Source organism: Nakamurella aerolata (assembly GCF_013002705.1).
GTDB classification, from domain to species: domain Bacteria; phylum Actinomycetota; class Actinomycetes; order Mycobacteriales; family Nakamurellaceae; genus Nakamurella; species Nakamurella aerolata.
Genome location: NZ_JABEND010000013.1, coordinates 1 through 19,810 on the forward strand (window position 1 = coordinate 1; position 19,810 = coordinate 19,810).

The window sequence follows — 19,810 nt, forward strand, 5'->3', positions numbered from 1 at the left end:
ACAGCCGGCTGCACTACCAGCCACCCGCCGAGTACGAACAAGCCCACTACGATCGACTACTGACCGTGCTCCAACCAGAGCCGGCCCACACAACACGACCGGTACCAAACCCGTGACGCTTCACCCACGTTCCGCAAGCCTTCGGGGCGCTCCGCTCGCAAGACCTCCTTAGGCCTCTTTACGGAACAGCCGATCCGTAACACGACGTAAAGCCCTCAGGGTCCGGCTGGCCGAGCGCGTTACCGGAGGACGAGCTCGAGAAGCGACCCGGTGCGCGATGGGCCGCGGAGCGATGAGCTCGCGCAGCGACCCGGTGCCCGATCGTCACCCGGAGGGTGACCAGAACGGGATCGTCACCCGGAGGGTGACCAGAACGGGATTGCTTACCGGGACAGAGTACCGCCAGCCAAGGCCAACACAGCAGCATGACCCACAGTGGCGGCTTCCACTTCGTGGGTGCCGTAGGGTATCTATGGTCGTTTATCAGTGCCCCGTGAGGACCACCCGGTTGCCGTCGGGGTCTTTGAGTTGAAGGATGCGGGCTCTGCCTCCGGGTTGCGGGCCTTCATGGTCGATGCCGACCTGGGTCGCGTGCTCGGTGGCAGCATCGAGGTCGGTCTCTTCGAGCACGACAGATGAGTGCCCGGCGCGGTCGGGTTCGGACCACACCTGCACCCCGAAGGCGTCGCCGAGGTGCCACTCGATCAGGCCGGGCATCGGGCGAGCGTCAGGCTCACGATCGAAAAGACTGGTGTACCACTGTTCGGCGCGGTCGAGGTCGGTGACTGTGCAGTTGGCGAGCATTCGGTGGATCATTGCCGGCTCCTTCGATGTGGTCCTTCGGGTAAGTGGTGATTCCTGAACTTCGGTGTCCCATGAGTGTTGTCGCTCATCCTCCGTCGCTCTCCGCTGGGGTGGGGCGCGGAGCGAAGACCCGGAACCGGTTGCCGTCGGGGTCGCGCATCTCGATCCACCGGACGCTCTCCTGCTCGTGCTCGGCGATTCTCTGAGCGCCGAGCCCTTCGGCACGGTCGGCGACCTCGCGCCAGCTGGTCTCGTCCTGGCTGCCGACGTCGAGCGCAACGGGCGCGATGCCCGCGGCGACGTCATCGGATCGCTCAATGATCCAGGTGATCGGGCCGGCCTCGTGGTCGAAGTCGAGCATCACCAGGTCATCGGATGCGCCGTCGGCGATCGGGAGCTCCATGAGCTCGGACCAGAACGCGGCGAGGCGGCGCGGACCCGGAGACATCATCGAGATCATGCCGATAACGGGGCGGGCGGTGGTGGTGCCAGTCATGTGCTGCCCTTCCTGATCGATCACAACGGCCGGTAGCGGGTGAGGACCACGCCGGCGCGGAACGACTTGGTCTCCAGCAGATCCAGCCGGGGGATGACATACCCGTCGGGGAAGAGCCGCCGACCACGCCCCTGTACGGCGGGGTAAACGAAGAGGCGGTACTCATCGACCAGACCGGACGGGATGAGGGCGTGGATGAGGCTGATGCTGCCGGTGCAGACGATGTCCTGCCCGTCGGTCTCCTTCAGGGAGCGCACTTCCTCGACCGGGTCGCCTGTCAACACCACCGAGCGCTCCCAGCCCGGGTCGTCCAGGGTCGAGCTCACCACGTACTTCGTCACCCTGTTCAGCGTCTCGGTGACGCCGGTGCGGTCGTCGGTCTGCTGCGGCCAGTAGCCGCGCATGTCCTCGAAGGTTTGCCGCCCGAAAAGGACGGCGTCGTTGGTGGCGTCCTGCCGGGCCATCTCCTCGAGCAGGTCGTCCTGGTCGTTCTCGGCCTCGGGCGAGAACCAGGGCCCGAGCATCTCGATCGACCCGTCGAGCGTGACGTTCTGGGTCACGATCAGTTTGCGTCCGGTCGTCATGTCGTCTCCGTTCGTCTCGGTGGCGTCGCCTCGCAGTCACGATGTTCACGCCGTCCACATCTAAGTTAGACTGGGTTTAGGCCGAGGTCAAGGGCACGAGCAAGGAGAATGTATGCCGGAGCCGCGGGACAGGTATCACCATGGAGATCTGCGGGCCGCGTTGATCGCGACCGGCCTGGACCTCACCCGCACCGGAGGCCCTGATGCGCTGCGCTTACGTGAGGTCACGCGGCTGATCGGGGTCTCACCGAACGCCGCGTATCGGCACTTCGCCAACCATCAGGCGCTGCTCGCCGCCGTCGCCGCTGAGGTCCAGGACCGGATGGCGCAGAGCATGCGCGAGCACACGGTCACCACGGACGCGCAGGAGCTTGGCGCTCGGGCCGTGGCGCGGCTGCGCGGGGTGGGGCTGGGCTACGTGGGCTTCGCGGTCGACGAACCCGGATGGTTCCGGCTCGCGTTCTTCGCCCCCGAAGGCGTCGACCGCCCCGATGGGCTGATGCCGCCGCCGCTGAGCCTGCTGCACGAAGCTCTCGATGCCCTGGTGGAGGCGAGTGTGCTCGCGCGGGAACGGCGGAAAGGGGCCGAGTGGTCGTGCTGGTCGACCGTGCACGGGTTCGCCGAACTGGCCATCCACGGGCCGCTGCGCGACCAACCGCGCCAGAGAGTGCACGGGCTCGCCGAACGCGCCATCGACGAAATCATCGCCGGCATCCTCGGCTCGTGAGGGCCATCCGGCGACCCGGCATCCCGCGCACGCGACCGTCCCGTAAGATGAACCTCCACCGGACACACCCACTCCCGACCTGGGAGCCTGTGGGTTTGAGTGCTTTGCGGCGGTTTTCTGTGATCGCTTGGGGGCGTTAGTTTCCGATCACGAGGATGCTGGCGGCGGATTCTATGACGTCGTCGGTGATGGTCTCGAGTTGGTTGATCTTGAGCACTCGGGCGATCTGAGGGAAGAGGCGTTCGAGGAGGCGGAAGTTGCCCCGGGTGATGCGTTCGATCGCGGCGATCGCTTGCGCGTCGGTGAAGTCGTCTGGGTCAAGAGTGCGGCCGAGGCGTTTCCAATGGCGATCGAGGACGAAGAGCAGTTCCTCGCGTCCTAGTGCCCGGTATCGGTGTGAAAATCCGAGGCGGCTGTAGAGCTGAGGGTAGTGGCGAAACCGCTGGTCAATGCCAGGCATGCCGATGAGGATGATCGCCAGGTCGTAGCGGTCGTGTTCATCACGGAGGAGTTCGAGTGCGGTCGGGGCCAGTCGTTCGGCTTCATCGATGATGAGCAGCTCGACCCACTTGTTGGTGTGACCTGAGCGGGCGCCGGTGACTTTGCCGATGTTGCGCTGGTGTTCGTCGATGCAGATGCCGAGCTTTGTCTGCAGGTGCGCGATCTCGTGCATGAGGATTTTGGGCCTGGGGAGCACCTCGGGGGTGTAGAACACGGTCCGGCACCGGTTCGCAGTTGCATAAAGCTTGGCGTCGTCTTCGGTGCGCGGCCCCCATTCGGTGATGAACGGTTCCACGGTGTCCCAGTGGGCGTATCGGCGTGCCGATTGGGTCTTGCCGATGCCGGCGTCGCCGTGACAGATGCCGATGGTGCGTTCCTTGCGTACCGCGGTGGCGAATTCGGTGAACCGGCGATGTTCCTTGGTGATGATGAAGTCCTTGGCCATCCTTAGTCCTCTTCGTAGGTGCGCAGCTTGGTTGGCCGCGCTCCGGGGGCGGCGGTGCGCGGTTCGGCCCGATCGGCGATACGCGGGATGCGGTCGTTGATGTCTTTGCGCAGTTGGCGCCGGCGGGCTCGGCGTGCGGTCTCGACTTCTTGCAGGCTTACCCGTTGGTTCGGGTGCGCCTCATCGATGGCCACGCAGAGGAAGGTGTCGCGGTCGTATACGCGAACCTCGGAGATGTCACGCGGGTCGTAGCGGATCGTCACCGGGCGGCCAACGAACGGTGCCAGAGTTGGCGCGAGGTAGCGCCGGCCTTGGAAGTGGATGCCGTCACGCTGCACGGTGCGGTGCTTGGGCACCGTCAGCAGCAGTCCGTCGAGTTCATCGAGGGATTCGGGCATGCGTGGCAACCACCCGTCACCGATCCACGCCTTCTTCGGGCTCGTCCCGATCTCCCGGTGGGTCCGCTCGTTGTAGGTGGCGATGAAACCGGCGATCGCCTGATCGAGCGCAGGTAGATCCAGTGATGGAGGTGTCTTGGCCCCTGGTGCCAGATGTCCGGGCAGGGTGGCCAGGAGCTCGGTGTTGACTGTGCCGAAGAACCGCTCGATCTTGCCTCGGCCTTGCGGGCGACCGACGGTGGAGAAGATGAGGCGGATTTTCAGTGAGACCGCGGTGTACTCGAGGTGGCGGCTGGTGAAGTCGCTGCCGTGATCGATATAGAGGACGTCGGGTAGTCCGCACATCGCCCAGGCCGGTTCGGTCTTGCGCCAGATCGCCTGTCGTAGCACCAGCGCGGTGTTCATCGCCGATGGCGCCCCGGTGAAGACCATGTACCCGCAGACCGCGCGGGAGTAGTCGTCCATCACCACCGTCAGCCAGGGCCGGTCGGGGGTGCCGCTGGCGCCGGTGATGAGGATGTCGAGTTCGGTGTGATCGGCTTGCCACGTCACATTCGGCCGTTCGGCGCGATGGCGGAACACCAGTTCATAGCGGTCCCGATATGCTGCCGGCCCCTCCAGAGCAAGCGTCACCAGGGCCGGGTCCAAAGCGTGGACGATGGCGCGGACCGTGGCATAGCTCGGGGCCGCCAAACCCAAGCGACCCGCTTCGGCCGTGGTGAGCCGGTGCAATGCAGCGGTGCTCGGGCGTGGGCGGGTCAGCGCGAGGTGCTCGAGAAACGTGACCAGTTCCGCCGGAGTGCGTCGAGATCCCGTGTCGCGTCGTGGCCGCGGCTCCAACGCCGCGATGCCGCCGGTCTTGTAAAGCTGGTGCCAGCGTTGCAGTGTCCGCAGCCCGGTGCCGGTGTCACGGGCCAGGGTCGTCAGCGAGATGCCGTCCTCGACGTGAAGCCGGAGGATTCGCCACCGCTGCGGCCCGTCCATGTCACACCTGCTGGGAGACCATGTCGCGGTCGCGGGCAGCCTGTTGGTGCCGGTACAGCGTGGCGCGAGACCATCCGACCAATCGGGCGGCTTCCTCGGCGGTGCGACCCTTGGCGCGGGCGTCCCGAGCGATGTCGAGTTTCTCCGCAATCACCGCCGGGTCAACAGGCGGCCGACCGAACCGGGTACCGCTCTGCTTCGCCGCAGCGATGCCGGCATTGACTCGCTCGGTGATCAGCTCGCGCTCGTACTCGGCCAGCGTGGCCAGCATGCCCAGCATTAACCGGCCGGAAGTGGTCTCCGGGTCGATGCCGTCCGAAAGCGACTTGATCTTTACGCCCTTGTCGCGCATCAGGTTCACGGTGTTGAGGACATCGATCAAGGATCGGCCGAGCCGGTCGATGCGCCACACCACGACCGTGTCGCCGGACTCGGCATAGTCCAACAGGCGCTTCATCCCCGGGCGTTCGATCGCGGTCCGGCTACCCGAGGTCACATCCGCGAACACATCCCGCTTCTGCACCCCGGAATCCACGAGTGCATCCAACTGCAACTGCGCGTCCTGACTCGCAGTGCTCACGCGGGTGTACCCCAAGAGCCTCATGACATGATTATGACTCACAAACCCCTACCGAGCACCACCCTGCGACAGTTCACGGTGAGACGACTTCGCGAGAGGCAGAAGGTGCCCATCGGCCCATGAAGCGGTCTCGGCGTCCGGTCCCCGCCTGGTGTCTCATAAGACTGTAGGTTTTTAAGGCACATTCACGGCGCCAGGCGGGCCGCCGCGGGAGCCCTCGTCCACCCCGCTGGGGCCGCGGGTTTCAGGCGCAGCATGACGTCGGCATCTGGTTTCGGAAGAGGCCGGCCACGATGCGCAGGCTTTCGCTCATGGTCAGGTACGGCGCCCAGGTGTCGGCCAGATCGTCGACGGTCATGCCGCTTTTGATGGCGTAGGTGGCCGCCAGCATGATCTCCCCGGCCCCGTCCGCCAGAGCGTGCACGCCCAGAACCTTGCCGCTCACGGCGTCGGCGACGAGCTTCACCGCCCCGCGGGTGTCGTGCTGGACGAGCGCCCGGGGGACATCGGACAGGTCCAGGACGCGGCAGTCGCACGCGTGCCCTCGGGTGAGGGCCTCGTCCTCGGTCAACCCCGCCGAGGCCAGCTGGGGCCGGGTGAACACGACCGCAGGAAAGCCGGCGTAGTCGACCCGAGCTGCCGGCGGGTACCTGTCCTCGGTCAGGGCGTTGAGCGCGGCGGCCCGACCGCCGGCGGCGGCGGCGTAGACGTACTGGGGAGCCCCCGAGACGTCACCGGCGGCCCAGACGCGCGGGTTGGAGGTGCGCTGGGTCTGGTCGACCACGACGAAGCCGCGCTCGTCCACGTCCACACCGGCAGCGGCCAGGTTCAGGCCGTCGGTGCGGGGCAGGCGTCCGGTGGCCACCAGGACCTGCGCGCCGCGCACCTGTTCGCCCGAGTCCGTGGTCACCACCACCTCTCCTGCGGGGCCTGGTTCGCGGGCCACAGTGGTCGCGCGCTCTTCGACCACGGTGATGCCGTCGTCGGTGAAGACTTCCCGAAGTCTCTGGGCCAGCTCCGGCTCGGCGTGCGGCGCCAGACGCCCGACCACAGAGACCCGGGTGCCGAGGTGAGCGAACAGCTGGGCCTGCTCCATCCCGACGTACCCGCCACCGATAACGACCAGGGACTCAGGCAGCTCGGTCAGCTGCATCGCGGTGGTGGACGTCAGCCGGTCCACAGAGTCGAGACCGACCACCTCCGGGATGGCGGGGGTGGCACCGGTGGCGACCAGATAGGCCCGGGCCCGCAGCGCCTGGCCGTCGACGGCCAGGGTGTCCCCGTCCAGGAAGCTGGCCTGGCCTGGGCGGACCTGGAAGCCGTAGGCAGCGGCCACATCGGCGTACTTCGCATCACGCAGGCGCTCGATGAGTGCGTCCTTCTGGGCCACCAGATCGCCGAGGTTCACCGGTGCGGCTGACGTTGGGGCACCTTTGAAGGGATTGGTGAGCGCGGCGTGCCGGGCCCCGGCGGCCGCCAGGAGCGTCTTGGACGGCACGCAGCCGATGTTCACGCACGTCCCGCCCAGAACACCGCGCTCAACCAGCACGACGCTCTTACCGGCCTGGCTGGCCGCGATGGCGGCGGACATCGCCGCGCCTCCTGAGCCGATCACGGCCAGATCGACGTCGTAGTCCACACCCATTTGCCCACCTTCCTTCGCGTGACCCCTCTTCAGCGTCCATAGTGGACGTTCCAGCGCAGGGGAAGGTCAAGGCGAACATGGACGAGAGCCGAGAAAGGGGCCACTGTGCGCATCGGTGAGTTGGCCGTGGCCAGCGGCACCACAACCAAGACGCTGCGCTTCTACGAAGAAGCCGGCCTACTACCTGCGCCTGAGCGCACCGCCAACGGATACCGCGACTACACCCCTGCGGCCCTGGCGCGCCTGGACTTCGTTCGCCGCGGCCGCACCGCTGGGCTCACCCTGGCCCAGATTCGCGAGATCCTCGACATCCGCGACGCCGGAGTCGCACCCTGCCAGCACGTGCACGCCCTGCTCGAAGCCCACCTGGGCGACCTGGACCGCCAAATCGCCGACCTGCAAGCACTGCGACACACCGTCGCGCACCTTCACCACAGTGCCACCACCAGCGACCCCACCAAATGCGACACCACGACCGTCTGCCGCTATCTGTGACCAGACCGGTGCTCGCGTGTATCGCCATGAGCAGATGCCGCCACAGAGCGTCGACAGAACCCCGCCATATAACGGCGAAAGCCACATGGGAGCCCGATAGCGCGCCTGGCGGGGCGTCCCGTAAGACCCGTCCGGTGAACTGTCCGGTGATGGGGCCTTATGTGACACACTTGGCAGCATGTCCGCTTTGAAGGTCGGGTACGCCCGAGTCTCCACCGATGAACAGGACCTCACCGCCCAGCGCGATGGCCTCAGCGCTCTCGGTGTCGATGCGAAGCGGATCTATGTCGATCACGGACTGACCGGCCGCAACGCGGATCGCGCCGGGCTGCGGCAGGCGCTGGCGGCGTGCCGGGCCGGTGACACGTTCGTAGTCACCAAGCTCGACCGACTGGCGCGTTCGGTGCGCGATGCCCACGAGATCGCCGATGACCTCGCGGCGCGGGAAGTGAAGCTCAGCATCGCCGGATCGGTGTATGACCCGACGGACCCGATGGGCAAGCTGCTGTTCAACGTGCTGGCGATGGTCGCCGAGTTCGAAGCCGACCTCATCCGCGCCCGCACCCGCGAAGGGATGAAGGTCGCCAAGGCCAAGGGGCGACTGCGCGGGAAGTCTCCGAAGCTCACCGCCCGGCAGGAGGCACATCTCGTCCAACTGCATGCCGCTGATGAGCACACCGTGGGTGAGCTGGTCGAGCTGTTCAGCGTCGGCCGCTCCACGGTCTACCGTGCCCTGGAGCGCGCGCAGCGTGGCCGCGAGAGCGTCGTGCAGTAGGTTCGCGATGGACGCTGCGGCGCGGTGGCGCATTCTCCGGCTCCACGTGGAGGACCAGGTTCCGCTCACGCGGCTGGCCCGTGAGTCCGGCGTCGGGCTGCGCACCCTGGAGCGCTGGCACGCCCGCTACCGGACCGACGGCTATGCGGGACTGGAGACGGCCCCGCGTGCGGACGTCGGCACCCACCGTCTGCCGGCCGATCTCGTCCGCGTGATCGAGGGCCTCGCGCTGAGCAAGCCTCGACCGGCGATCGCCACGATCCATCGCAAGGTCACCCGCATCTGCACCACCCACGGGTGGCCAGTACCCTCCTACTCGGTGGTATGGGAGATCGTGCGCTCCTTAGACCCGGGCATGGCCACCCTCGCCCTGGAAGGTGCGGCGTCCTACCGCGATAAGCACGAGCTGGTGCTACGACGTCAGGCCGAGCTGCCCAACACGATGTGGCAGTCCGATCACACCATGCTCGACATCCTGGTAGTCGGCACCGACGGCAAGCCCGCCCGGCCGTGGCTGACGACCATCCTCGATGACTGCTCCCGGGCGATCTGCGGCTATACCGTCGTCCTGGGTGCGCCCTCGGGGATGAACACCGCACTGGCCTTGCGGCAGGCGATCTGGCACAAGGCCGATCCTTCCTGGCCGATGTGCGGACTGCCGGACGTCCTCTACGTCGATCACGGCAGCGACTTCATCAGCCACCAGCTCGCCCACACCGCGGTCGACCTGCATATCCGGCTGATCCACTCCACCGTCGCCCGCCCCCAGGGCCGGGGCAAGATCGAGCGGTTTTTCGGCACCGTAAACACCGAGCTGTTGGCCGACCTGCCGGGACACATCGCCGAAGGCCAGCCCTGGCCAACGCCGAAACTCTCCCTGGCCGAACTCGATACCGCCATCGAGGGGTTCGTGGCCACCTACAACGACCGCACCCACAGCGAGATCGGCACTTCCCCGCGCAGCGCGTGGATCGCCGAGGGCTGGCTGCCCCGCATGCCCGAGAGCCTGGAAGCTCTCGACGGACTGCTGCTGACCGTCGCCAAGACCCGCGTCGTGCACCGCGATGGCATCCGCTTCCAGGGACTGCGCTATGTATCCCCGACCCTGGCCGGCTACGTCGGACAGTCGATCGTGATCCGCTACGACCCCCGCGACATTACCGAGATCCGCGTCTTCGACCACGACGAGTTCCTCTGCAAGGCCGTCAACCAGGACCTCCACGACCAGAAGGTCAGCCTCAAAGAGATCCAGTCCGCTCGCAACGCCCGCCGCCGGGCACTACGGGCCGGCATCAACGAACGCATCGCCGTCGTGACCGCACACACCGAGACGCCACCGACCACCGAAGCACCAGCCCCAGCGCCGAAGCCGGCGTTGAAGGTCTACAAGGAGGACCTGAGGTGAGCCAGCGATTCATCGTCACCAAAGAACACCGCCGCTTCACCGAGTTCGCCGACGCCGTGCGCCGCGGCCACACCATCGGCCTGTGCTTCGGACCGGCCGGGGTGGGCAAGACGCTCTCCGCGCGCCGCTACGCACACTACGAGAAGGCCTACGACCTGCTGACCTACTGGGGGCCGCGCTCCGACGATGACGTCAAGGTCTACGCCGCCCTGGCCAGAAGTCGCACCGTGCTCTACACCCCCAGCGTGCTGACTACCCCGCGGACACTGAAGGACGAGCTGACCCAGGCCATCACCCGCACCAACATCTGCATCGAGCAGCACCTCGCTCCGCACGGTGATGTGACACGCGAGACCTGGGGATGGCGCCGCAGCAGGAACTACGTCGAGCTGATCATCGTTGACGAGTCCGAACGGCTCCGCCCCGCCGCGCTGGAGTTGCTGCGCGATCGCTACGACCGCGACGACATCGCACTGATCCTGATCGGCATGCCCGGGCTGGAGAAGCAGTTCAGCCACTACCCCCAGTTCTACAGCCGGGTCGGGTTTGCCCATCAATACCGACCCCTGGGCCAAGACGAACTGTTGTTCGTCCTGCAACGACACTGGCGCTCCCTCGGCAAGACCCTTGACCCCGAGGACTTCACCGACGCCCAAGCCATCGCCGCCATCGCGCGGGTCACGCGCGGCAACTTCCGGCTGCTCGAACGCCTCTTCCCACAGATTCAGCGCGTGCTGAAGATCAACGAACTCGACACCATCACCAACGACGTCATCGAAGCTGCCCAGAGCACCCTGGTCATCGGCGTCACCTGATCCCGCCACGGAGCGTCGGAAGAACACCGCCATTTAAACGCAGAAGTCACAGTACCGCTGGCGCCCGTTGCGGGTGACGTCGACGGGCAGCGGCCGACGCTGCTGATCGATCACCGCCGAGCTCTCACCGGACTCGCCCGAGAACGCACCGACGCGGATCCGGGACGGCGCTCCGGCGCCGCTCGCCGTGAACCCGCGGGCGCGGCACACTGATTCGGTGACCTCCGCTCCCACCCCCGCAGACCCGGCTGGGCCGGCTGACGCTGCACCCGCCAACGCCGTGCCCGCTGCCGCCGTGCCTGCCAACGCTGCTCCCGCCGACGATGTGCCCGCTGACACTGTGGCCACTGACGCTGTGCCCGCCAACCCTGCGCCCGCTGACAGGACGCCCACCGTGGCTGCTGCCGCGGGCGGTGCTGCTGCCGCGGGTGGCCCGGCTGCCGCGGGCGGTGCCGCTGCCGCGGGTGGCTCCGCTGCCGCCAGCGCCGACGGAGCCGCGCCCGAACCCGCCACCGAGACCACCGCCGGAGAACCCGCAGCTGTGGACCCCGCGGTTGCCGCCGGCGCAGCGACCAGCCGGCCCACTACCCCCGACCCGGTGATCCTGCTGGTCTCCGACCAGCACCTCCCCACGCTGCGTGAGCAGTTCCGCCGCTACCAGCACGAGTACGACGTGCGGACCGCGGACAACCCGGTCGAGGCCATCACGATGCTCGGCACGCTCCGGCAACAGGGCCACCAGATCGCCCTGATCGTCGCCGATTCGGTGCAGCCGACCATGACGATTCTGGAGGCCATGCATGCCTGGCGTTCGGTGGTGCCGACCGCCAGACGGGTGATCGTGATCCCGCTGGATCGTTTCGCGCAGGACACGGTGGCGTTGCGCGGTCCCCTGCAGGCCGGAAAGTTCGATACCTATCTGATGCTTCCGCAGGGCAAGCGGGACGAGGAATTCCACTACGCCATCAGTGAATTGCTCAGCGACTGGGGCGCAACGGTCGGCACCCCGGTGGTCGACATCGTGCGACTGATCACCCCCGCCACCACGCCGCTGGCGCTCGGCATCCGCGAGTTTCTCGACCGGATGGGTATGCCTTACGGGACCTATCCACCGGACAGTCCGCAGGGCAGGCAGGCCCTTGCCCTGGTGGACGGCGAGGTGCGGTATCCGTTGCTGCACATGCATGCTCGCCCGGGTGAGCCGGACAACGTGATGATGCCGACCTCGGTGAGCGAGGTGGCGCGCAAGATCTATGGCCGCCCGTCGGACATCGGCATGGACGAGGTGGCGGACCTGGCCATCGTCGGCGCCGGCCCGGCCGGGCTGGCCGCCGCGGTGTACGCCGCCTCCGAGGGGCTGCGCACGGTGGCTGTCGAGTCCGAGGCCATCGGTGGGCAGGCCGGCACCAGCTCGATGATCCGCAACTACCTCGGCTTCCCGCGCGGCATCTCCGGGATGCGGTTGGGGCAACGGGCGCGACTGCAGGCGATTCGTTTCGGCGCAAGGTTTTTCACTGGCTGGCCGGTGGACGGTCTCGAGCTGGGCGCGCCGGGTGAGCCGCATCGCCTGCTCACCGGCGGCGGGGACGTTCGCGCCCGCGCCGTGCTGGTGGCCAGCGGGGCCAGCTACCGGCGGCTCGGCGTGCCAGCGCTGGAGGATCTGGTCGGGTTGGGGGTGAACTACGGCGCCGCGATGGCCGCCTCCCGTGAGATGGAGGGTCGGGACGTTTTCGTGGTGGGCGGCGGCAACTCCGCCGGGCAGGCCGCTGTGCACCTCGGCCGGTTCGCCCGGTCGGTGACGGTGGTGATCCGACGCGAGTCGTTGAGCGCCACCATGTCCCAATACCTGATCAACGAGATCAACTGGCACCCAAGGATTTCCGTCCGCAGCACCTGCGAGGTGGTGGACGGCGGCGGCGAAGGTCAGCTCAGCTGGCTGACGCTGTGCAATTCGGTGACCGGTGCGCAAGAACGAATATCGGCCGGCGGGCTGTTCCTGCTGCTCGGCGCCGAACCGCACTGCGACTGGCTGCCCGGTCAGGTGCGGCGGGACGCCCGCGGGTTCGTGCTCACCGGACGTGACGTCCCGCCCGACTGCTGGGTCGACGGCCTGCCGCCGGACAACCTGGCCACCTGCGTACCCGGCATCTTCGCGGCCGGGGACATCCGCGCCGGGTCGATGAAGCGGGTGGCCTCCGCCAGCGGCGAAGGCGCCTCGGTGGTGCCGCTGGTGCATGCCTACCTGCAGGCCGCAGTGGGCGCACCGGCCTGACGGCCACGCTGCTTGCGGTCTCGCGTGGCCCCGCCCCTGGCAGGGTCGGCTTCAAGCCCCACCCGGTCCGAACTCGATCGGGTCCGAGCCCGATCGGGTCCGAGCTCCATCAAGTCCGAGTTCGATCGGTCCCCATCGACCAGGTCCCAGCTGGGTCAGGTACCGGCCCGGTCCGTCGTCAACGGGATCAGCCTCCAGCGCGGTCGGCCGCTGGGAAGGCCGGCACCTGCTGAACGGTGTTGGTATGCCTGGCTTTCTCGGCGGCGAAGACGGCAAGGTGCGACTGCACCGACTCGCTGACGCCGGAGCGGATCAGGCTCGGATCAGCGGACGCAACCGCGGCGACAAACGCGGCGATGATGCCGTCGTCGCCGCCGCCGTGCCCGGAACCGGCGTCGTTGCCGGCGGCAGCGACCAGGTCGGCGACCTGCCGCACCGACTCCTCACCGGTGCGGAAGTCCTTGAGCCACACCTGTTCTCCGTCGCCCTCCAGGTAACCGTGGCTGCCGGTGATGCGGGTCCGGCGGTTGACGTGGGGCGTGAACGCGCTCATCGTGAAGCTGCCCTGCACCCCGCCGGACAGCCGCATCAGCACCGACTGGTGGTCGACAACGTCGTTCTGCCCGTCGTAGACGCACTCGCCGTACGGACCCGATTCGATGGCGGCGAGCACCTCGTCAGGATGGTCCGCGACCACCGACTCCGGCCAGCCGAAATCGCTGTCGGGGTAACGCTTTCCGCCGAACGTCGGGCCGGCCTGCCGCTGCGTCGGGTAGATTTTCAGCGCGCTGTACGGGCACTCCGGCTCGATCGCACACTCGGTGCAGCGGTCGCCGGCGCCGGCCGGCTTGTTCTCCGGACGGAAGTGGGTGAGCTCGCCGATGCTCGACACCTGCTCGATGCGCTCGCCGGTCACATAGGTGATCCAGTCGATGTCGTGGCAGGACTTGGCCAGCAGCATCGGCGCCGACTGCGCCTCGTCGCGCCAGTTCCCGCGGACGAACGAGTGAGCATCGTGCCACCAGCCCACCGGCTCAAGGTGTTGGATGTCCATCAGCCGGCCCAAGAATCCCGAGTCCACCACGCTTTTCACCAGGTCGGTATACGGCGTGTAACGCAGCACGTGGCACACCCCGAAGAGCACCCCGGCGGCGCGCACCGCCTCGCCGATGGCCAGGGTGTCGGCCTCACTCGGCGCGATCGGCTTCTCCAGCAGGATGTGGGTGCCCCTGGCGGCGAACGCCAGCGTTGGGTCGCGGTGATCGGCGTCCTGCGTCGCGATCACCACGGCGTCGTAGTCGAGACCGGACTCCGCCAGCTCGCGCCAGTCGTCGAACTCCTTGACGGCGGGGAAAGCGTCACTGAGCAGTCCGCGGGCGAACGGCCGCGGATCGGCGACGGCGACCACCGTGGCCAACTCCGGGTGCCGCCGGATCCAGTCCGCGTAGGCCTGGCCGCGTTGTCCCGCGCCGGCCAGCGCCACCCGCACCGACGGCCGGTCCGGCTGGGCGGCAACGGAATCGCCCGCACCGGCGTCGCTGGCGCCGGACTGAGTGGCCGCAGCGCGAGCGGTGGCTACAGCAGTCGCGGCATCGGCATGGTCGAGTCGGTGAACGCTCACATCTCTAGGCTAGGGGGCGCCCGACCGCCTATGCCCCAGGGGGAAGCTGTGTCCGCACCACGCGTCACGCGCGGCGTACGTGCCGTGCTGGTGGCCGGGGCGATGGCGCTCGCCGGTTGTGCCGGGCCGAGCGTGGTCGGCTCGGCGCAACCGGCCGAGCGGCCGGCCGGCACTGCACAGTCATCGCAGCCGGGTGGTGACTCCGCCGGAACCAGCACAAGCAACGCCGGACCAGGCAGCAGCGCAAACACCACCGATGCCGAGTCGGCGCGGCAAGCGCAGACCATGGCGTGGACCAGCGCGATGTGCCGGACGATCGCTCCGGCGATGACTCAAGTCAAGCGGTCCCTCACCGACGGCAGCCTCGCTCCCAGCACTGCCGGAGCGTTCTTCCTCAGACTCGGCGACGCCTACGGCACCGCCGCATCGCAGCTGGCCCCGTTGGATCCGCCGGCGTTCGAGGGCGGCCGCGAGTTCGCTGTCGCCTTCGTCGACACGCTCTCCAAGGCATCGACCGAGTTGAAGGCCGTCGGCAGCAAGCTGCGCGCCACCCCGGAGGACGACATCCCCAAGGTGCTGATGGACAGCTGGTCGTCGGTGCCGTCCGCGACCAAGAGCATGCATCAGTTCAGCGGCGTTCCGGAGCTGGTCAGCGCGGCTCGCGCCATTCCGGACTGCCAGCCGCTGCTGAACGGCGGCTGACGGCCGCCGCCGGCTGAACCACACGGGGGCGGGGGCCGCCGGCAATCGTGCTGACCACGCCGCCGCGGGCGCCTCCTGCCTGCGCCCGCGGAGAAGGGCTGAACCACACGCCAGTGGCTACCAACTGGCCGCACCACCGCCCGGGTGGGGACGAACTTGTCCCCACCCGGCAATCTCATCCACATTCTTCGGCGCGGCCTGGCGCCCGCGCTGCGGCGGCCCGATCGTCGATCGGGTGCGGACGGCAAATCCAGAACTCGCGGAGCTCGGGCCGATGGTGTTGGTGCGCGAACATCCCGGGCTGGCTCGGGCGCTGCGGCGCCAGACTCAAGCGGGCACCTGGACGTCGGTGCTGCCCGGCGTGCTGCTGGCGCCGGCCGCCGCCGGCGATGTCGCCATGCTGGCGCACGCCGCGTGTCGGTGGAATCCCGACGCCGTCGTTGTCGGTGCCGCCGCGGCGAAGCTCAGCTTCTGGCCGGCGCTCGCCGTCGACAAGGTCGAGTTGTCGGTGCGGCTGCGCCAACACTCGCGCTTTTACCTGGGCTCACAGCGGGCCATCGACCCGGACGACGTGATCTCCCGAGACGGTCTGCGGTTCACCTGCCCGGCACTCACCGCGGTTGACCTGTGCACAGAGCTCGGTGGCGATGCCATCGACCAGTTGCTCCGCTCCCGCACCGCGACGCTGGCCGCGCTGTGGGAGGTCCTCCGGCGCTACCCGAATCGGCGGGGCAACGCGGACCGGGCGAAGGTGCTGGTCGACTCCCGCGACGAACCATGGTCGGCCGCGGAACGGCTGTTCCATCGCCTGCTCCGCGCGGCCGGTCTCGCCGGCTGGAGGGCCAACCACCAGGTGAGCTGCTTCGGCCGCCGGTACTTCCTCGACGTGGCGTTCCGCGGAGCCAAGCTGGCCATCGAGATCGACGGCCGGCTGCACGCCGGGCCGGAGATGTTCGAGAGCGACCGGGTCCGGCAGGCCGACCTGGTTGCCGTCGGCTGGCGGGTCATCCGGTTCACCTGGGCGCAGCTGCAACACCAGCCGGAGTGGGTCATTGCCCGGATTCGGCAAGCGCTGGCTGCCGAGTAGCCCGCGCTTTTGTCCAGAATTGCCTTCTCGTCGCGAACCGCGAGCGTGGCCCCGCGGGCCGGTCGCGACGAGAAGCCACTTTCGGTCAAATAGCCGTCGAGACCCGCTCGCATCGGCCCGCGACCGGCCGAAAATCAGCAACGGGACGGCCACGCAGTCGCCTGCGTGGCCGTCCCGTTGCTGAAAAACCTCAGTCGCGCTCGGAGAGCGTCAGCTCGACACCGCCGGCCATCCCGGCGGCAGCGTTGTAGACGAACGCCGCCACCGTTGCCAGCAGGGTGAACAGCACGATGTTGATGGCGCCGACCACGCCGGCGACGATGAACACCCTGGTCGGGGTGATCAGCGCGGCGCCCTCTGACGCGCCCGAGGTGGAGAGCGTCTGGTAGGTCTCATTGACCTGGGTCCAGACGTTCATGCCGTTCAACACCAGGTAGAGGATGCCGACCGCGATCATCCAGACGAAGAACATCACGATCGATACCACCAGGCTGATCTTCAGCACCGTCCACGGATCGATCCGCTTCAGCTGCAGCGACGCCAGCCGCGGCGGTCGCTTGGTGGGCCTGGCCCGCCGCCGCGGAGCACTGCCGGCGGTGGTCGGAGCCGGCGCACCCTGCGGGAGCTGTGCCCCCGCGGGGGCGGCCGGTGCTGGCGACCCGGTCTGGCGGGCGGCTGTCACTCGCCGTCACCCTTCTGTTCGGGAGCAGGGTCCGCTGCGCCGTCGGCCCCGGGCTCGAGCCCGGCGTCAACGGCCTCGGAAGCGTCGGCGTTGCGCGCGATGGCCACCAGTGAATCCCCGTCGCCGAGGTTCATCAGCTTCACTCCCATCGTCTGGCGCTGCGCCTTGCGCACCTCCTTGGCCCTGGTCCTGATGACCCCGCCGCCGGAGGTGATCGCATAGATCTCGGTGTCGAGATCCACGATCATTGCTCCGACGAGTTTGCCACGCTTGGCGTCGTACTTGATGGTCAGCACGCCCTTGCCGCCGCGGCCCTGCACCGGGTACTCCTCCATGGCGGTGCGCTTGGCGAAGCCGCCGGAGGTGGCGACCAGCACGAATCCGTCTTCCCGCGCGACGTCAAGGGACAGCAGCTCGTCGCCCTCCCGGAAGCGCATGCCGAGCACCCCCGAGGTGGCGCGGCCCATCGGCCGCAGCGCGTCGTCGGTGGCGTGGAAGCGGATCGACTGGCCCTCAGCGCTGATCAGCAGCAGGTCGTCGTCGGCGGAGCAGAGCACCGCGCCGACCAGCTCGTCGCCCTCACGCAGGTTCACCGCGACGATGCCGCCGGCCCGGTTGGAGTCGAAAGCGGTCAGCTCGCTCTTCTTCACCAGGCCGGACTTGGTGGCCAGCACCAGGTACGGCGCCACCTCGTAGTTGCGGATCTGGATTACCTGGGCGATCTTCTCGTCCGGTTGGAACGCCAGCAGGTTGGCCACGTGCTGGCCGCGGGCGTTGCGGTTGGCCTCCGGCAGCTCGTACGCCTTCGCCCGGTACACCCTGCCCTTGTTGGTGAAGAACAGGATCCAGTCGTGGGTGGAGCTGACGAAGAAGTGCGCGACGATGTCGTCCTGCTTCAGCCCCGCGCCCTGCACGCCCTTGCCGCCGCGCTTCTGCGCCCGGTACAGGTCGGTCTTGGTGCGCTTGGCGTAGCCGGTGCGGGTGATGGTGACGACCACGTCCTCGACGGCGATCAGGTCTTCCATCGACACGTCGCCGTCGTAGGGCACCAGCTTGGTGCGCCGGTCGTCGCCGTACTTGTCGACCACCTCGGTGAGCTCGTCGGCGACGATCTGCCGCTTCCGTTCGTCCTTGGCGAGGATGTCTTTCAGGTCGGCGATGGTCAGTTCGATCTCGGCCAGCTCGTCGACGATCTGCTGCCGCTGCAGGGCGGTGAGCCGGCGCAGCTGCATCTCAAGGATGGCGTTGGCCTGGTCGTCGTCGATCTCCAGCAGCTGCTTCAGGCCCTCGCGCGCGTCCTCGGTGTTGGCCGAGGCGCGGATCAGCGCGATCACCTCGTCCAGCGCGTCGAGGGCCTTGACCAGGCCACGCAGGATGTGGGCGCGTTTCTCGGCCTCGTCGAGGCGGTACTGGGTGCGCCGGGTGATGACGTCGATCTGGTGCGCGACGTAGTAGCCGACCATCTGGTCCAGCCGCAGGGTGCGCGGCACGCCGTCGACGATGGCCAGCATGTTGGCGCCGAAGTTGGTCTGCAGCTGGGTGTGCTTGAACAGGTTGTTCAGCACCACCTTGGCGACGGCGTCGCGCTTGAGGGTGATGACGATGCGCATGCCGATGCGCTCGCTGGACTCGTCGGCGATGTCGGCGATGCCGGCCATCTTGCCGTCGCGGTGCAGCTGCGCAATGTTCTCGATGAGGTTGTCCGGGTTCACCTGGTAGGGCAGCTGGGTGACCACCAGGATGGTGCGGCCCTTGGCGTCCTCCTCGATCTCGACGACGGCGCGCATCCTGATGCTGCCGCGGCCGGTGCGGTAGGCGTCGGAGATGCCGTCGCCCCCGACGATCAGCGCGCCGGTCGGGAAGTCGGGTCCCTTGACCCGCTCGACGCACGCCTCCAGCAGCTCCTCGGGAGTGGCGTCCGGGTTCTGCAGCGCCCAGATGACGGCGGCCGACACCTCGCGCAGGTTGTGCGGCGGGATGCGGGTGGCCATGCCCACCGCGATCCCCTCGCTGCCGTTGACCAGCAGGTTCGGGATGCGGGACGGCAACACCACCGGCTCGGTGGTGCGGTTGTCGTAGTTGGGCTGCATGTCGACGGTGTTCTCGTCGATGCCGGCCAGCATCTGCATGGCCAGCGGCATCATGCGGCACTCGGTGTAGCGCATCGCCGCGGCCGGGTCGTTGCCTGGCGAACCGAAGTTGCCCTGCCCGTCGACCAGCGGGTAGCGCAGGCTCCACGGCTGCGCCAGCCGCACCAGGGTGTCGTAGGCGGCGGTGTCGGAGTGCGGGTGGTAGTTGCCGAGCACGTCGCCGACGACGCGGGAGCTCTTCACCCGCCCGCGGTCAGGGCGGAAGCCGGACTCGTACATGGAGTAGAGCACCCGGCGGTGCACCGGCTTGAGGCCGTCGCGCACGTCCGGCAGGGCGCGCGCCACGATCACGCTCATCGCGTAGTCGATGAACGAGCGCTGCATCTCCTGCTGGATCTCGATCGGCTCGGTACGGTCGCCGGCCGTCGCCACCTGCGAGAGCTGCGACAGCTGCGCGTCGTCGCCGCCGTCGACGATCTGATCGTGGCTGATGCTGCCGTCAGCGCCGTCGGCGTCCGGGGAGTCGGCGGGGTTTCCAGCGTTGTCGGCGTTATCTGTGCCGCCAGCGCCGCCAGTGCCGCCAGTGCCGCCAGTGCCGTCTGCGCCATGGGAGCCGGTGTCCTGCGGATCGTCAGGATCCTGCGGTCCGTTGCCGCTGCCGTCGTTCGGTCCAGTCACGGCCTATCGCCTTTCGTTCTGCCC

Annotated in this window: 18 protein-coding genes; 8 read left to right on the top strand and 10 right to left on the bottom strand. The window is 68.1% G+C overall.

Annotated elements, in window-relative coordinates; genetic code table 11:
- Positions 1-483: 483 nt before the first annotated feature.
- The 3 genes from HKD39_RS17075 to HKD39_RS17085 all read right to left on the bottom strand — a co-directional run bounded on the left by HKD39_RS17075 (position 484) and on the right by HKD39_RS17085 (position 1,884).
- Positions 484-816: a VOC family protein gene (locus HKD39_RS17075; RefSeq protein WP_171201090.1), complete on the bottom strand. Its 333-nt coding sequence runs from the start codon at positions 814-816 to the stop codon at positions 484-486.
- 73 nt (positions 817-889) lie between these two features.
- The gene (locus HKD39_RS17080; RefSeq protein ID WP_171201091.1) at positions 890-1,324 is read right to left on the bottom strand and encodes a VOC family protein; all 435 of its coding nucleotides are present in this window, start codon (positions 1,322-1,324) and stop codon (positions 890-892) included.
- Positions 1,321-1,884: a dihydrofolate reductase family protein gene (locus HKD39_RS17085; protein WP_171201092.1), complete on the bottom strand. Its 564-nt coding sequence runs from the start codon at positions 1,882-1,884 to the stop codon at positions 1,321-1,323. The genes HKD39_RS17080 and HKD39_RS17085 overlap by 4 nt, the downstream gene beginning before the upstream one ends.
- 112 nt (positions 1,885-1,996) lie before the next feature.
- Here HKD39_RS17085 and HKD39_RS17090 point away from each other — a divergent pair, with 112 nt between their 5' ends.
- Positions 1,997-2,611, top strand: a complete 615-nt coding sequence (locus HKD39_RS17090) for a TetR/AcrR family transcriptional regulator (protein WP_171201093.1) — start codon at positions 1,997-1,999, stop codon at positions 2,609-2,611.
- Positions 2,612-2,747: 136 nt separating this feature from the next.
- Here HKD39_RS17090 and HKD39_RS17095 read toward each other — a convergent pair whose 3' ends face one another.
- The 4 genes from HKD39_RS17095 to merA all read right to left on the bottom strand — a co-directional run bounded on the left by HKD39_RS17095 (position 2,748) and on the right by merA (position 7,164).
- Positions 2,748-3,557, bottom strand: a complete 810-nt coding sequence (locus HKD39_RS17095; RefSeq protein WP_094364516.1) for an AAA family ATPase — start codon at positions 3,555-3,557, stop codon at positions 2,748-2,750.
- Between the two features lie 2 nt (positions 3,558-3,559).
- Positions 3,560-4,939: a Mu transposase C-terminal domain-containing protein gene (locus HKD39_RS17100; protein WP_094364517.1), complete on the bottom strand. Its 1,380-nt coding sequence runs from the start codon at positions 4,937-4,939 to the stop codon at positions 3,560-3,562.
- A 1-nt stretch (position 4,940) separates the two neighbouring features.
- Complete coding sequence (locus HKD39_RS17105; protein WP_094364518.1) at positions 4,941-5,543, bottom strand: recombinase family protein; 603 nt, start codon at positions 5,541-5,543, stop codon at positions 4,941-4,943.
- A gap of 220 nt (positions 5,544-5,763) precedes the next feature.
- The gene (gene merA / locus HKD39_RS17110) at positions 5,764-7,164 is read right to left on the bottom strand and encodes a mercury(II) reductase (RefSeq protein WP_017838447.1); all 1,401 of its coding nucleotides are present in this window, start codon (positions 7,162-7,164) and stop codon (positions 5,764-5,766) included.
- A gap of 105 nt (positions 7,165-7,269) precedes the next feature.
- Here merA and HKD39_RS17115 point away from each other — a divergent pair, with 105 nt between their 5' ends.
- The 5 genes from HKD39_RS17115 to HKD39_RS20690 all read left to right on the top strand — a co-directional run bounded on the left by HKD39_RS17115 (position 7,270) and on the right by HKD39_RS20690 (position 12,926).
- Positions 7,270-7,659 carry a heavy metal-responsive transcriptional regulator gene (locus HKD39_RS17115; protein WP_007928756.1) on the top strand — a complete coding sequence of 130 codons (390 nt, stop codon included), beginning with the start codon at positions 7,270-7,272 and terminating at the stop codon, positions 7,657-7,659.
- 178 nt (positions 7,660-7,837) lie between these two features.
- A complete protein-coding gene (locus HKD39_RS17120) occupies positions 7,838-8,434 on the top strand; it encodes a recombinase family protein (protein WP_171201094.1) in 597 nt (198 codons plus the stop codon).
- Positions 8,435-8,441: 7 nt separating this feature from the next.
- Positions 8,442-9,839: a Mu transposase C-terminal domain-containing protein gene (locus HKD39_RS17125; protein WP_171201095.1), complete on the top strand. Its 1,398-nt coding sequence runs from the start codon at positions 8,442-8,444 to the stop codon at positions 9,837-9,839.
- Positions 9,836-10,654, top strand: coding sequence for an AAA family ATPase (locus tag HKD39_RS17130; protein ID WP_171201096.1), 819 nt, complete (start codon positions 9,836-9,838; stop codon positions 10,652-10,654). Before HKD39_RS17125 ends, HKD39_RS17130 begins: the two co-directional genes overlap by 4 nt.
- A gap of 541 nt (positions 10,655-11,195) precedes the next feature.
- The gene (locus HKD39_RS20690; protein ID WP_425488470.1) at positions 11,196-12,926 is read left to right on the top strand and encodes an NAD(P)/FAD-dependent oxidoreductase; all 1,731 of its coding nucleotides are present in this window, start codon (positions 11,196-11,198) and stop codon (positions 12,924-12,926) included.
- Between the two features lie 187 nt (positions 12,927-13,113).
- Here HKD39_RS20690 and HKD39_RS17140 read toward each other — a convergent pair whose 3' ends face one another.
- Positions 13,114-14,415 carry a Gfo/Idh/MocA family protein gene (locus HKD39_RS17140; RefSeq protein ID WP_171201152.1) on the bottom strand — a complete coding sequence of 434 codons (1,302 nt, stop codon included), beginning with the start codon at positions 14,413-14,415 and terminating at the stop codon, positions 13,114-13,116.
- 180 nt (positions 14,416-14,595) lie between these two features.
- Here HKD39_RS17140 and HKD39_RS17145 point away from each other — a divergent pair, with 180 nt between their 5' ends.
- The gene (locus HKD39_RS17145) at positions 14,596-15,249 is read left to right on the top strand and encodes a hypothetical protein (protein WP_171201097.1); all 654 of its coding nucleotides are present in this window, start codon (positions 14,596-14,598) and stop codon (positions 15,247-15,249) included.
- 235 nt (positions 15,250-15,484) lie between these two features.
- On the top strand, positions 15,485-16,336 hold the full coding sequence (locus tag HKD39_RS17150) for a DUF559 domain-containing protein (RefSeq protein ID WP_171201098.1): 852 nt from the start codon (positions 15,485-15,487) through the stop codon (positions 16,334-16,336).
- 190 nt (positions 16,337-16,526) lie between these two features.
- Here HKD39_RS17150 and HKD39_RS17155 read toward each other — a convergent pair whose 3' ends face one another.
- Both HKD39_RS17155 and gyrA read right to left on the bottom strand, forming a co-directional pair.
- On the bottom strand, positions 16,527-17,018 hold the full coding sequence (locus HKD39_RS17155; protein WP_171201099.1) for a DUF3566 domain-containing protein: 492 nt from the start codon (positions 17,016-17,018) through the stop codon (positions 16,527-16,529).
- Positions 17,015-19,558 (bottom strand): DNA gyrase subunit A, encoded by a 2,544-nt coding sequence (gene gyrA, locus HKD39_RS17160; protein WP_281361982.1) that lies wholly within the window; start codon positions 19,556-19,558, stop codon positions 17,015-17,017. Before gyrA ends, HKD39_RS17155 begins: the two co-directional genes overlap by 4 nt.
- Positions 19,559-19,810 lie beyond the last annotated feature (252 nt).

Excerpts from the sequence above, each read along its gene's own strand:
- HKD39_RS17075 (WP_171201090.1), bottom strand. The coding sequence starts at position 816 with ATGATCCACCGAATGCTCGCCAACTGCACAGTCACCGACCTCGACCGC.
- HKD39_RS17085 (WP_171201092.1), bottom strand. The coding sequence starts at position 1,884 with ATGACGACCGGACGCAAACTGATCGTGACCCAGAACGTCACGCTCGAC.
- HKD39_RS17090 (WP_171201093.1), top strand. The coding sequence starts at position 1,997 with ATGCCGGAGCCGCGGGACAGGTATCACCATGGAGATCTGCGGGCCGCG.
- HKD39_RS17095 (WP_094364516.1), bottom strand. The coding sequence starts at position 3,557 with ATGGCCAAGGACTTCATCATCACCAAGGAACATCGCCGGTTCACCGAA.
- HKD39_RS17100 (WP_094364517.1), bottom strand. The coding sequence starts at position 4,939 with ATGGACGGGCCGCAGCGGTGGCGAATCCTCCGGCTTCACGTCGAGGAC.
- HKD39_RS17105 (WP_094364518.1), bottom strand. The coding sequence starts at position 5,543 with ATGAGGCTCTTGGGGTACACCCGCGTGAGCACTGCGAGTCAGGACGCG.
- merA (WP_017838447.1), bottom strand. The coding sequence starts at position 7,164 with ATGGGTGTGGACTACGACGTCGATCTGGCCGTGATCGGCTCAGGAGGC.
- HKD39_RS17120 (WP_171201094.1), top strand. The coding sequence starts at position 7,838 with ATGTCCGCTTTGAAGGTCGGGTACGCCCGAGTCTCCACCGATGAACAG.
- HKD39_RS17125 (WP_171201095.1), top strand. The coding sequence starts at position 8,442 with ATGGACGCTGCGGCGCGGTGGCGCATTCTCCGGCTCCACGTGGAGGAC.